This is a genomic window from Empedobacter sp. GD03865, assembly GCF_029840775.1.
GTDB lineage: Bacteria > Bacteroidota > Bacteroidia > Flavobacteriales > Weeksellaceae > Empedobacter > Empedobacter falsenii_B.
In genome coordinates, this window is sequence record NZ_JAOCDF010000036.1 from 1 (window position 1) to 12,647 (window position 12,647).

Genomic DNA, 12,647 nt, shown 5'->3' on the forward strand with positions numbered 1-12,647 from the left:
GCGTAGTGCTTTCTATTTCGGTGTTACTTGCCAAGTAATTGTGTCAAAGTTGAAATTTGAGAACAATTCTGTTTGAGTTATTATTCTAACATCTCCACGTCTTGTTTCTCTGTTAAAATTGTAAACTCTATAAATAAATGCAGAATCTCCATATTCTTCAAAAAAATGTCTTTCGTTTTTACTCATATAAAATGGCTGATTAAAACCACCACTTGTAGTTTTTACTTCAATATAACGAGGTGAACCGTCATCATTTATTGAGGCAATATCATATCCAAGTCCGTCTCCTTGCAAACGGCTTAAATGCTGAACATTTTGTGTCGCATTTGTTCTGTCTATTGCAAGCGTTTCGATTAAACGGTCTATTTCAAATTCTAATACAAATTCTTCGCCTTGGTCTCCAATTTCATTATTTCTGTCACGTGATTTTTCCCAATCAACTTTACGAGCAATAAATCGTCTTGTTTTTTCCTTTATTGTTGTTACTTCCGCTGGTTGAATAACAGCTTGTGAAATAGGGTTAATTAAAGAAAATTTAGCTGGTCTAAAATTCTTGTCTAGTATAAATCCTTCATCATAGATTTTTATAGTTTCAGTTTGGTGAGCAACAATATTGCCTATTCTTTGAATGATAAGAACTTCGTTTCTTGTTGCAGAAGGTATATTGTCTTCTTCACTAAATTCTAAAACTGTGTGCAATAGATTTTTAACTTCAGAGGTGTTTAATTCACCATAAACGGTTAATAATGGTTTAATTGCTCGTCTTATCTGTGCTTCTGTATGTGCTGCCATTATTATTTTTTAATAATTTGTAATTAAAAGGTGTTCAACATTTTTGTCGTTTCTATTCATAAAACTAACTAGATATGTTTTTTCAAAAGATTTAATATTTAGTCCTTTGTTACTGTATAAGTCAAAAATGAAATCAGTATTTTTAATTATCATCATCCATTTTGCTTTGCAATTATTTATTAGGTAATTTGCCAATCTTTCTTGGTCTTTTCTTGTAAATTCATTTTTAGCATATGTGCTAAATTCGCTATCATATGGTGGGTCAAGAAAAATAAAATCATTCTTTGTCGGCTTATGAAGTTCAAAAAAACTTTCAAAATCTTCATTCTCAATTATTGTGTTGTCAAGTAAAGATTTTAATTCTTGAGTTTCTAAATATTCAATTTTTTTACTATAATTTTTATTATTGTATGCAATTCCACCATAAGGAACATTAAATTCTCCACTTGAATTATAGCGAAACATTCCACTATAAGCAAAATTTCTTATGAATAAGAATATTGCCGATTTAAAAGCATTTTGAATATTATACTTTTCTGTATTATTGTAAATGTGTCGAAAGTGCATATAAAACGCACTTTTAAAAGCTGTTTCTATATTGTCTAAAATATCAGAATCTGGTAGTTTAGATTTTAATATTTCTAACTCTTTCATTCGCTTAATTTTGCGAATAAGATTCACCTTTATTTCTTTTATGAAGTTTTCAATATTGAAATTAAAAATTGTAGAGAACATTCCATTAAATTGTTCTGCATTTTTAAGAATAAACTCAAAAAGAATGTCTTTCAATTTTGTTTCTGTAATTTTATTTTCTGAAAAACTTTTGTATGTATTTATAAAAAAAACTGAGTTTTCTTTTGTTACAAAACTTAATAAATCCCAATTATGTATAATTTCTTTTGTTGCTTGAAAAAATACTTCTCTATCACCGTTTGTTAAACTTCTATATAATAAAATAAGTTCTTCTGATTTATCATTAATGAAGTATTTGTCAGCTTGAATAGCTGTATAAACGGCACCACCACCAACAAACGGTTCATAATAATCTGTAAATTTTTCTTGTGGTAAATTGGGAAGAATATATTTTAATTCTTGTTCTTTTCCACCTGCCCATTTTAAAATTGGTGATAGTTTTCTTGTATCAACATAATTTGACAAACCAAGTCCGATTTGGTTATATGTTTCTACTGGTTCTGATACAATATTTTCCATTTTGCAAATCTACAAATTTTATTATGTTCTGTGTCTGTTTTTGTCTAAATGTTGAATTTAGTACGGTCGCTCGGAGCATTACGCCTAACATTGTTTTTTCACGAAACTGATCTAGCTTTTGTTTCGTAAAAAATCACCTATATCTGCATTTCGTAAAATTAGAAGCAAATATAATTATTTTTTTGTAAATAAGATATTTATAAAAACAATATTCATGTATCACGAAATAATTTAATGTAGAATGTAATAATGAATGTATGGATAGCGAAACAAAGTATTCTTGCATCATTTTATTTTTACAATTTCAATTTCCTCCCACTTTTGTTCGTGTTTTCTTCGACCGTTCTTCGACGAGAATGCCGTTTTTCCGAAGATTCGTCGAACAATGGTCGAACAATGGTCGAACAAGACCAAAATTGACCAAAAATTCAACTTCTCTCTAGCTCTTATAAATAGGAGGTTAGCGAGGTTTTTATTTTGTTATATTACTATTATTGTGTAAAAAGCAACTGGACAAAAGTGGACAAATGCGGGCAGAGCAGGGCAAATGCGGGCACAAAATTGTGTTTTTGTAAATGGTGTTGTTTCTGTTGCTAACTTTATGAATATTAACAATAAAAACTTGCAATTATGGCAGAAATTAAAAAAGGAATCCTTGGTGGATTCTCAGGAAAAGTAGGAACTGTAGTAGGCGTTAATTGGCGCGGCAAAGACATTATCCGTAGTTTGCCAAAAAAATCTAAAAGCCAACCTACTGATTTGCAATTGATGCAACAAATCAAATTTAAGAAAATTATTGGTTTTTTGCAACCAATTCGTCTTATTCTTAATTTATATTTTGGGAATAGAGTCGGGCTAAAATCGCGCTACAACATCGCGACTTCTTATATGCTGAACAATGCATTGGAAATGGAGAATGGTTTACCTGTTATTGTATTAGAGCGTGTATTGGTGTCGAAAGGCGATTTGGTTGGCTTTTTACAACCTACGATAGAGACGGCAGGTGGGGATAGTTTCCAAATGAATTGGGAAGATAATTCTGGGCAAGGCAATGCGCAACCTTCGGATTTTGTGAATCTTGTTTGTTATTGCGAGGAACTAAATTCGTTCGAAGTGTTTCAGAATGTTGTAACTCGTGATTCTATGATTATAGATGTTACTTTACCAACGTATTACAATGGCAAAAAAGTGAATTTTTGGGCGTTTCTGAATAGTGAAACAAAGGCTATGGCGAGTACCAGTATTTATCTTGGCGAGTATATGGTTGTGTAAAGGTAGTAGTGAGGTAGTAGTAAAATGAAGTTCGTTGATTGGAGTGATTTTTCGGTACAATACTTTGTTTAACGGCGTAGAAGAGTGAAGAAGAATCGTATCGAAAATAGAATTTTATAGATGTTGTTCAAATTTATTTTGACCACATAGAAACATAGTTTTAGTTGTGATGGCTTATAAAGATTAGTTGAAAATACGAATAGGTAGACTACTAATTGGAAAGCAAAATCATTTGGGTCTATGTTTCTATGTGGTATTTTTTTTGCAAAGTGAATATGTGTTTTTTTTTCAACTTTATGTTTGGTGTAAAATTCTGGGAGAACCTTGCTTGTATTTATGGTTTTAATCCTAAAACTGTTCAACGATACATTGGTTTATTGTCGAACATAATCGATTTGAGTACTCTACAAAAAGTAGGGTGATAGCTAGATTTCGTGTAAAGGAATATTGTTTGTTTGGTAAATATTTGGTTATTATATGTTTATGTTGTAAATTGGTTAGTCCTAACCCTAACTAAATATATGAAAAATGATTTATTTTTACAAAACGATGGAGAGGCATTAAAGGATATGAAGCTCCTGCTGATAGAATTCCAAAAAACTTTTCTACTATTAGAAGAAAATCAGAAATTCTATGATAACGCAGACCTAAAAAGTTTGCTTAACGTGAGTGACAAAACGTTGTATAGGATGAGGAAAACGAATAAGATTCCTTATATAAAATTTGGAAATAAATTTTATTATCCAAAACAGTTCTTTAACCAAATGGCTCTTTGATAAGAGCTTTTTTTGTGGGGTATTGGGAGTGGTTGAGATTTTGTATATTGGAATGTTGTTGAATGAAATATAGAAATGACAACTTTTTTGTAAAACAGGTTTTGTTTATTCTTGTAAAGAAATATTGTTAAGTTTAATTTTGTAAAATGACCCTGACTGATAGTATTGGAAAAATTATAACCGAAATAAAATATTGTTATAACCCAGAAAATAAATATGGATTACAGGAGTTTGAGTCTTTTATAAAAATTGATAATGATAAACTAATTCAAATTCCTTACTTTCCAACAGAAGAATGGAATGAAAGTGAAACTTTAAAAAAGTTTGAATTAGCAAGGAAAGTTGAATCTAAACCAATAGAATTAATTTTAAATTTAAAAATCATTAATTATCATTTTAAATATTTCGAAAATGAACTTGATGAAATGGAGAAAGCAATAATTGAGCTTGAAAATGGACTATATATTACTGAGAAAAATGGACCATTTGGATTAACTGATGTTGATTTGCATAGTATGCATACAATAGAATTTCTAAAATTAAAGGAAAATATTGAATCAGAATTTGAAATAAAACCTTTAATAATTCAATAATAATATCACTATAGCTAATATTTATTAATAAAAGCTGGTATAGTTTTTAAATAGAAAAAATATAGTAATACTCAAAAAGCTTCTAAATCACTAAAGATTTAGAAGCTTTTATTAGTTTTATAGCATTGGTATTCAGGATTGAATTGTGGGTGATTTTAACCTCTAAAATGTCCTACCCATTCTTTGAATTTACCAAATTGTTCTAATAGAAAAGATTCTTTTTCTTCTTCCTCTTGTGGTGAATCTGATCCAATAGGTAGAATATGTTCAAAATAAGTTCCCTTTAAAACTTTATTCAATAAACCTTCACCCATAAATGGTTTATCATCGTTCAACGTTTTAGTTGCTTTTAATAAATGACGAATGTCGTATTGTAATGGATTAATGTCTGGAACTTGCTTATTTAAATTAAGTAATTCATAAACTGCAATACGTGCGGTACGAACAGAACTTTCCATTGTGAAAACAACATCGTTATTGGTTTCTACAAATTGACCTACTAAACCTAGATTCTTACAATCATCTGGAACTACTTGTGGGCGGTCTCCTTTTGCTCTAGGCATAAACATAGATGTGATGTAAGGCATATAAGCAGAACGAGTGATTGTATTCTCTATAACGTCGTCTATTTGGTCTTCAATTCCTAAATGATAACATAATTCTGTTAGGATTTCGTTTCCTGTACAAGTAGGCATTGTTTTCTTAATGTAGTTTCCTTCTTTATCCATAAATAATGCATAAACCCAAAGAACTAAAATATCATCTGGTTGTGTAGGAAAATGTGGTTGACGATTACACGTAAAACTCATTAACCAATTAGAATCTGTAATGGTAATAATTCCACCTGTAACAGTTTGACCTGAATATGGATCATTAACAGAATATTCTTTTAGTTTTTCTACTAATGCAGAAGGTTTACAAGTTAAAGTAACAGATTCCCATGAAGATTTTTCAATATTCCCACAAAATTTTTCTGGACGACCAAAAACAGGAGATTTAGCAGAAAGATTTTTCCATAGTTTCCACCCTGCACTTTGACCACTAGTATTATTATCTATCGCTAAAACTGGTGCCGTTGTATTATCTCCATACGCAGTATCTTCAGTCATAGAACCAGTAGTTACAATAACATAATCATTTGGTGTAACAGGAATAATTACATCTTGTCCATCTTGTTCTGTTATAATTCCTTTGACTACTTTTCCTTCTGTATTAATTAATAAATCTAAATCTTTAACCAGTGTATTTAACTGAATTTTTACTCCTTTTTCTTTTAACCATTTACCTAATGGCGTAACAAAAGTGTCGTATTGATTGTATTTAGGAAATACCAATGAAGAAAGATCATTTAAACCATCAATCGCATGTAAAAAGCGATGCATATATAATTTGAATTCTAGTAAACTATGCCAATTCTCAAAGGCAAACATTGTACGCCAAAATGTCCAGAAATTACTTTCTAAGAATGATTGATTAAAATAATCTTCAATCGTTATATCATCCAACTCTTCTTTTTTCTTTAACAAAAGTTTGATAATAGCTAATTGATCTTTCTTATTCAAACCAAATTTACTAAAGTCTTTTACTTTCCCTTTTTCATGAATTAAACGTGCAATAGAATAATTAGAATCATTATCATTTACTAATCTATATTCGTCTAAAACACTATAAGGTTCTGGTAACTCTAATGCAGGAATGTCTTGGAAAATATCCCATAAATTCTCGTAGGTACAATCCATTTCTCGACCTCCTCGAATTATGTAACCATCTTTTGCATTTCCAGCTCCATCTAACGAACCTCCTTCTACCTGAAGTTGTTCTATAAATGTGATATTCTCTGGAGTGAAATGTCCGTCTCTAATAAAATAATAGGCAGTAGCTAAACCTGCAATACCACTTCCCACAATATATACCTTACTGTCCTTATAAGATTTTGTAGGAATTCCTTTATTGCGTTGGTAATTTCCTATTTGATCAGAGAAGGGATAAGATTTTTCTGGAGTGTTTCTTGGTGTTTCTTTACTTGCATCTGGTTGATGATCAATATTTCCGTAGATAGTAGAATGATTTAAAACGTTGTCAAATTTTGAAGTAACTTTATCCATAATTATTTATTTTAAGATTCTAGAATAAAATTACGCTTTATTACTTTTCTAAAGTATCCCGAAATTCGTCATTTGTATCCCAAATTTCTTTTTTTATATATGTTGTTGTTTTCTATATTGTTGAGGAGAAATTGAAGTGTATTTTTTAAAAAACCGACCAAAAGATGAAGAAGAGTTGAAACCTAGATCTAATGCTATTTGGACAATTGTTTTCTCTGAGTAGCCAAGCAAAACATACGCTTCTTTTAATAAATACTCGTCAATAATAACATGTGGAGTTTTCTTAGTTGCTTTTTTTACAAGGTGAATCAAATATTTATTTGTAATAAACAATTGATCTGCATAAAACTGTACGTCTTTGTGAGCGATAACATTTTCTTGAACAAGTTGTGTAAACTTACAAAATAGAGTGTTGATTTCGCGGGAATAATTTTTATTTTCTTTTGAATATTGTTCAGCAATTATAGAGGCAGATTCAAGAAGTAAAGTAAAAATAATCGATCGAATAATATCTTCTAAGAACAAAACATTTCTTTCTCGTTGCTCTTGAAGATAATTGATTAGCATAAAAAGATGATTCGCTTCTTTTTTATTTGCCTTACAAACTGTAAAGTTTTGATGTGTAAACAAATTAAGTTTATCAATAAAGAAAGGATTAGAAATGTTTTTAAGGAGAAAGTTTTTCTCAAAAAACAACAATTTCATTCTAAAATTAGAGTTAGTATCTAGAATTTTCAAAACAGTAGAAGGAGCAGAAATCAAGAATTCGTTTTGAGTAATAAAATATTTCTGAGAATCTATCTCAACTTCTATCGAGCCAGATAAACAAATACAAAATGCATAAAAGTCGATTCGAAAAGATCTTTCAGGAAACGCAAAAATTGGATTTCCTGATGAGATATAATATAGTTTATTACAATTTACGCCATAAAAAGACAAGGTCTCTTTTAGGTTTTCATAGTTTTTCATGCTTGAAAATAATAGTTGGTCAGATCGTTTTTTTAGGGTAGTAGAATTGATATAGCAAAAATAAGAATTGTTTAGTAAGTAATTAAATACAATAAGGTATTTTAACTGTATTCTAATGTAAAAGTTATTTTCATATCAACTAAGTAGTTCTTAAATAAGAAATTTCATGAATATAATCAATGAAATATCGGCTAACAATGTTGAATGATGTAGTAATTTTTTGTAACAAGTAATACTTTTGGATTGTGTAGTTTGTTTCGGTTAAGATAAATTACCTTTGCAAAAAATCCGTTATGTTTTCTGCCATTAATAAAAAATTAAATTTAGATCCCGTTTATAATCTCCATTTTATTTTAATGTGTTTGAGTTCGTTGTTGTTTTCAGCGAGTTTTAATATGATGATTCCCGAGCTACCTGCTTATTTAAGCAGCATGGGAGGAGCAGAATACAAAGGATTTATTATTGCATTATTTACCTTGACAGCGGGAATTTCGAGACCTTTTAGTGGAAAATTAACCGATAAAGTGGGGCGGGTACCTATTATGGCAGTCGGTTCTATTGTCTGTTTTGTGTGCGGAATTTTATATCCTGTTTTAACAACCGTTTCAGGTTTTTTATTTTTGAGATTGGTACACGGCTTTTCGACAGGTTTCAAACCCACTGCAACAGCAGCTTATATTGCAGATATTATTCCGCGCGAACGTTGGGGCGAAGCATTGGGCTTGCACGGAATTTGTTTCAGTATCGGAATGGCAATTGGACCTGCATTGGGAAGTACAATTACATTATATACATCGATTAATGTGATGTTTTTTACGTCTTCGTTTTTTGCATTATTATCGATATTGATTTTATTCAATATGAAAGAGACCTTGCAAAATAAACAAAAATTTTCGTTCGGATTATTAAAGATTTCGAAGCAAGATGTTTTTGCAAAAGAAGCTTTGCCAGCGGCATTGATTACGTTTCTTTCGTATGTTGCTTATGGTTCTATATTGACATTAATTCCAGATTGGACCGAACATTTAGGTTTTCAAAATAAAGGGGTTTTCTTTATGTTATTTACAATATCATCTATGATGGTTCGTTTCTTTGCAGGTAAGATATCTGACCAAAAAGGGCGTGTGTTGGTGATAAAATTAGGCTTAGTTTTATTGATTATTGCATTGGTACTTTTGGCTTCTATTGATGCAAAAATAGGGTTGATTTTAGGGGGGTTGATGTATGGCATTTCAACCGGAATTCTTTCACCTGCACTAAATGCTTGGACAATAGATTTTAGTAAACCTGATGAACGTGGAAAGGCGATGGCAACAATGTATATTGCGATGGAAGCGGGGATAGGACTTGGAGCATTGTGTGCGGGTTGGTATTTTCAGGATTATTTGGATCGCATTCCGATGGTGATTTATGTTTCGGCATTTATCTGTCTTTTGGGAACCATTTACATGCTGAGATTTAAGAATAAGCCTCAAACAATTTAATTGAAAGAAATGAAAGCAGAATTATATCAATTTATAGCACAACAAATCGAAGATAAAATAACGTATTTGAATGGTTTGATTGACGATTTGCGCGCCTCGAACAACGATACCAAAAGTAGTATGGGCGATAAGTACGAAACATCGCGCGAAATGATGCAACAGGAAATTACTCGAATTCAAAACCAATTGAATGAAGTTTTAATTCAGCAAGACGTGTTTTCTAAAATAAAAATTGTGGAGAACAAAACCATTGGTTTAGGTAGTTATGTTGAAACTACGATGGGAAATTTCTGTATGGCGTGTAGTTTTGGGGAAATTATTTTCGAGAATAAAAAGATTTTTGTTCTATCAACTCAAACCCCTTTGGCTAGAATCTTGGTTGGGAAATCGGAACAAGATTCGTTCGAAATGAATGGAAAAGTTTTTGTAATTAGTAAAATTAATTAAGATAAAAAAGGACGTAGTTGCGGTACGTCCTTTCTAATTGAAAAGTATGTATTAGAATTGTGCGGCTTCCGTACTTTCGGCCATAGCTGTAGTAGATGAAATGCCTTGTTGCACTGTGTTTTGTACGTAATCGAAATATTGTGTTCCTACAAAAGATTGGTGTTTTACAGCTGCAAAACCTTCTTCTTGTAACGCAAATTCTTTTTCTTGTAATGCCGAATATCCCGCCATTCCTTTGGCTTTGTATGCACGTGATAACTCGAACATAGAGGTATTCATCGCATGGAAACCTGCTAAAGTGATGAATTGGAATTTGTATCCCATTTCAGCTAAATCTTCGCGAAATGTTTCCATTTGAGCTTCTGTTAAATGTTTTGCCCAATTAAATGAAGGCGAACAATTATAGGCTAACATCTGATTTGGATATTTTTCTCGAATCGCTTGTGCAAATTCTCTTGCCATTCCAAGATCTGGATTAGATGTTTCCATCCAAATTAAATCAGCATAAGGCGCATAGCTTAAACCTCGATTAATTCCTTGTTCCAAACCATTTCTCACATTGTAAAAACCTTCAGAAGTTCTACTTCCTTGTATAATAAAAGGTTGATCTCTTTCATCAATATCCGAAGTAATCAAATTCGCAGCTTCTGCATCAGTTCTTGCAACCAATAGAGTAGGAACGCCGCAAACATCTGCTGCTAAACGTGCTGCTACTAATTTATTAATCGCTTCTTGTGTCGGAACTAAAACTTTACCGCCAAGATGACCACATTTTTTGGCAGAAGATAATTGATCTTCAAAATGAACGCCAGCAGCACCAGCTTCTATCATTTGTTTCATCAATTCATAAGCATTCAAGTTTCCTCCAAATCCAGCTTCTGCATCGGCAATAATCGGTACCATATAATCAATGTTTCCTTGTTGGGTAACAGATTGTATTTCATCGCGACGACGCAACGCATTATTAATACGCTTTATCACCATTGGAACCGAATTGGCTGGATACAATGATTGATCTGGATACATTTCTGCCGAAAGATTTGCATCTGCAGCAACTTGCCATCCCGAAAGATAGATTGCATCTAAACCAGCTTGCACTTCTTGTATGGCTTGATTACCATTCAAAGCGCCTAAACCCGCCATAAATGGCTTCGAATTTAAACCTTCCCAAAGTTTCTTAGCACCTAATCTTGCTAAAGTGTAATCGATGTCCAAAGAACCTCTTAATCGAATAACATCTTCTGCTGAATAAGGACGAACAATGTCTGTCCAGCGTGGATTAGTTTCCCAATCCTGCCGAATCTTTTGAATTCTTTCTTGATTGCTCATAATTGTGTTTTTTGTGTTTTGTTTATGAATGTGTGTTGTGTGTGTATTTCTTTTTGTGTGTGTCTGGTTATAAGGGCTTAATCAATATACTTATAGGCTTCTAATGTTAAAAATTCGGTAAACTTGTGCGATAAAACTAATTCGTCAAAGATTGAAATAGCTTCTTCAAATCTTCCGTTCAAATAGTTTTCCTCACCAACTAATTTTTTTATTTTTTGAACCTCTTCGGCTCTTAATTTTTTGTATTTGTCACTGTTAAATTCGCATCCGTTTTCTAACGTAATCGACTGGCTTAACCATTGCCAAACCTGCGTACGAGAGATTTCTGCTGTTGCTGCGTCTTCCATTAAGTTATATAAAGCTGCGGCTCCTTTTCCAGATAACCAACTTTCGATGTATAAAATTCCGACATTAATATTGTCTCTAATTCCTTGTTTTGTAACTGTTCCTTTTGGCAATTCTAACAAAGCCTCGGCAGTTGTTACAACATCTTCTCGCTTATTGGAAATTTGATTAGCTTGTGGCATATATTCGTCAAAAATATCTTTTGCGACTTTTACCAAAGCAGGATGCGCAACCCACGTTCCATCGTGTCCATTTTTTACTTCGCGAAGTTTATCATTCTTCACTTTTTCAAAGGCAATTTCATTGACTTTTTCATCATTCTTAATCGGAATTTGAGCAGCCATTCCACCAATTGCATGTATGTTTCGTTTATGACAACGTTGGATAACTGCTTGCGAATATGCAGCCATAAAAGGCGAAGTCATCGTAACTTGTGAACGATCTGGAACAATAAAATTTGGGTGTTTCTTAAATTTTTTGATATAAGAAAATATATAATCCCAACGACCGCAGTTTAGCCCTGCGATGTGGTCTTTTAATTCGTAAATAATTTCATCTAACTGAAAAGAAGCTGTTATAGTTTCGATCAAAACTGTAGCTTTAATCGTAGCTTGTGGAATGTTCAAATAATTTTGTGCGAAAACAAAAACATCGTTCCACCAGCGTGCTTCTAGGTGATGTTCTAATTTAGGAAGATAGAAATAAGGCCCACTTTGCTTGGAAAGTAACGTGTGTGCATTATGGAAAAAATATAAACCAAAGTCAAATAGTGAGCCTGATATTTCTTGTTTATCTATTATGATATTCTTTTCATTCAAATGTAAACCTCTCGGTCTTACAAGCAAGACAGCAGTTTTTTCGTTTAATTGATACTTTTTTCCATTATTTTCGAATGAAATAGTACCATTTACTGCATCTCTTAAATTTTGTTGTCCTTGAAGATTGTTATCCCATGTAGGAGAATTACTATCTTCAAAATCGGCCATAAATGTTTTAGCGCCAGAATTTAACGCGTTAATTACCATTTTACGATCGACTGGACCAGTTATTTCAACGCGTCTGTCTTGTAAATCAGCTGGAATAGGAGCTGCTGTCCAATCCCCATTTCTGATTTCTTTTGTTTCTGACAAAAAAGTTGGAAAATTCCCCAAATCAAAAAAGATTTGTCTTTCTTGTCGATTCGCCAAAAGTTCTAAACGTCTTTCGTTGAAATTTTTGTGTAAAGCTGTTAAAAATTTAACCGCTTCGGTTGTCAAAACATCTGGATAACTATCCAGCTTATTCTGCGATAATTTTAATTCACTTGTAATAGTATCCATTTTT

General features: G+C 32.0%; 11 protein-coding genes. 5 read left to right on the plus strand and 6 right to left on the minus strand.

The annotated features are described in order from the left end of the window. Positions 1 to 12: 12 nt before the first annotated feature. Together N5D46_RS12455 and N5D46_RS12460 are read right to left on the minus strand one after the other, a co-directional pair. The gene (locus N5D46_RS12455; RefSeq protein WP_280050121.1) at positions 13 to 792 is read right to left on the minus strand and encodes a DUF3883 domain-containing protein; all 780 of its coding nucleotides are present in this window, start codon (positions 790 to 792) and stop codon (positions 13 to 15) included. A gap of 9 nt (positions 793 to 801) precedes the next feature. After that, positions 802 to 2,004 carry a DNA adenine methylase gene (locus N5D46_RS12460; protein WP_280050122.1) on the minus strand — a complete coding sequence of 401 codons (1,203 nt, stop codon included), beginning with the start codon at positions 2,002 to 2,004 and terminating at the stop codon, positions 802 to 804. Between the two features lie 630 nt (positions 2,005 to 2,634). Between N5D46_RS12460 and N5D46_RS12465 the strand changes: the two genes are divergently transcribed. The 3 genes from N5D46_RS12465 to N5D46_RS12475 all read left to right on the plus strand — a co-directional run bounded on the left by N5D46_RS12465 (position 2,635) and on the right by N5D46_RS12475 (position 4,645). After that, positions 2,635 to 3,276 carry a DUF6266 family protein gene (locus tag N5D46_RS12465; RefSeq protein WP_115001161.1) on the plus strand — a complete coding sequence of 214 codons (642 nt, stop codon included), beginning with the start codon at positions 2,635 to 2,637 and terminating at the stop codon, positions 3,274 to 3,276. Between the two features lie 569 nt (positions 3,277 to 3,845). Next, positions 3,846 to 4,052, plus strand: coding sequence for a helix-turn-helix domain-containing protein (locus tag N5D46_RS12470; protein ID WP_125349309.1), 207 nt, complete (start codon positions 3,846 to 3,848; stop codon positions 4,050 to 4,052). A 146-nt stretch (positions 4,053 to 4,198) separates the two neighbouring features. Further along, the gene (locus N5D46_RS12475) at positions 4,199 to 4,645 is read left to right on the plus strand and encodes a hypothetical protein (RefSeq protein ID WP_280050123.1); all 447 of its coding nucleotides are present in this window, start codon (positions 4,199 to 4,201) and stop codon (positions 4,643 to 4,645) included. A 155-nt stretch (positions 4,646 to 4,800) separates the two neighbouring features. On the opposite strand, the gene N5D46_RS12480 is transcribed toward N5D46_RS12475, so the two are convergent. Both N5D46_RS12480 and N5D46_RS12485 read right to left on the minus strand, forming a co-directional pair. Continuing rightward, the gene (locus N5D46_RS12480; RefSeq protein ID WP_280050124.1) at positions 4,801 to 6,750 is read right to left on the minus strand and encodes an oleate hydratase; all 1,950 of its coding nucleotides are present in this window, start codon (positions 6,748 to 6,750) and stop codon (positions 4,801 to 4,803) included. Between the two features lie 93 nt (positions 6,751 to 6,843). Next, positions 6,844 to 7,719: a helix-turn-helix domain-containing protein gene (locus N5D46_RS12485; RefSeq protein ID WP_280050125.1), complete on the minus strand. Its 876-nt coding sequence runs from the start codon at positions 7,717 to 7,719 to the stop codon at positions 6,844 to 6,846. A 293-nt stretch (positions 7,720 to 8,012) separates the two neighbouring features. On the opposite strand from N5D46_RS12485, the gene N5D46_RS12490 reads away from it, so the two are divergent. Together N5D46_RS12490 and N5D46_RS12495 are read left to right on the plus strand one after the other, a co-directional pair. Continuing rightward, positions 8,013 to 9,203 carry an MFS transporter gene (locus tag N5D46_RS12490; protein WP_115001158.1) on the plus strand — a complete coding sequence of 397 codons (1,191 nt, stop codon included), beginning with the start codon at positions 8,013 to 8,015 and terminating at the stop codon, positions 9,201 to 9,203. A gap of 9 nt (positions 9,204 to 9,212) precedes the next feature. After that, positions 9,213 to 9,650, plus strand: coding sequence for a hypothetical protein (locus N5D46_RS12495; protein ID WP_115002102.1), 438 nt, complete (start codon positions 9,213 to 9,215; stop codon positions 9,648 to 9,650). A gap of 51 nt (positions 9,651 to 9,701) precedes the next feature. Here N5D46_RS12495 and aceA read toward each other — a convergent pair whose 3' ends face one another. Continuing rightward, positions 9,702 to 10,979, minus strand: coding sequence for an isocitrate lyase (gene aceA, locus N5D46_RS12500; RefSeq protein WP_347881032.1), 1,278 nt, complete (start codon positions 10,977 to 10,979; stop codon positions 9,702 to 9,704). Positions 10,980 to 11,056: 77 nt separating this feature from the next. After that, entirely contained in the window at positions 11,057 to 12,643 is a 1,587-nt protein-coding gene (aceB, locus tag N5D46_RS12505) for a malate synthase A (RefSeq protein ID WP_280050126.1), read from the minus strand. Positions 12,644 to 12,647: the final 4 nt, after the last annotated feature.

Excerpts from the sequence above, each read along its gene's own strand:
- N5D46_RS12455 (WP_280050121.1), bottom strand. The coding sequence starts at position 792 with ATGGCAGCACATACAGAAGCACAGATAAGACGAGCAATTAAACCATTA.
- N5D46_RS12460 (WP_280050122.1), bottom strand. The coding sequence starts at position 2,004 with ATGGAAAATATTGTATCAGAACCAGTAGAAACATATAACCAAATCGGA.
- N5D46_RS12465 (WP_115001161.1), top strand. The coding sequence starts at position 2,635 with ATGGCAGAAATTAAAAAAGGAATCCTTGGTGGATTCTCAGGAAAAGTA.
- N5D46_RS12470 (WP_125349309.1), top strand. The coding sequence starts at position 3,846 with ATGAAGCTCCTGCTGATAGAATTCCAAAAAACTTTTCTACTATTAGAA.
- N5D46_RS12475 (WP_280050123.1), top strand. The coding sequence starts at position 4,199 with ATGACCCTGACTGATAGTATTGGAAAAATTATAACCGAAATAAAATAT.
- N5D46_RS12480 (WP_280050124.1), bottom strand. The coding sequence starts at position 6,750 with ATGGATAAAGTTACTTCAAAATTTGACAACGTTTTAAATCATTCTACT.
- N5D46_RS12485 (WP_280050125.1), bottom strand. The coding sequence starts at position 7,719 with ATGAAAAACTATGAAAACCTAAAAGAGACCTTGTCTTTTTATGGCGTA.
- N5D46_RS12490 (WP_115001158.1), top strand. The coding sequence starts at position 8,013 with ATGTTTTCTGCCATTAATAAAAAATTAAATTTAGATCCCGTTTATAAT.
- N5D46_RS12495 (WP_115002102.1), top strand. The coding sequence starts at position 9,213 with ATGAAAGCAGAATTATATCAATTTATAGCACAACAAATCGAAGATAAA.
- aceA (WP_347881032.1), bottom strand. The coding sequence starts at position 10,979 with ATGAGCAATCAAGAAAGAATTCAAAAGATTCGGCAGGATTGGGAAACT.
- aceB (WP_280050126.1), bottom strand. The coding sequence starts at position 12,643 with ATGGATACTATTACAAGTGAATTAAAATTATCGCAGAATAAGCTGGAT.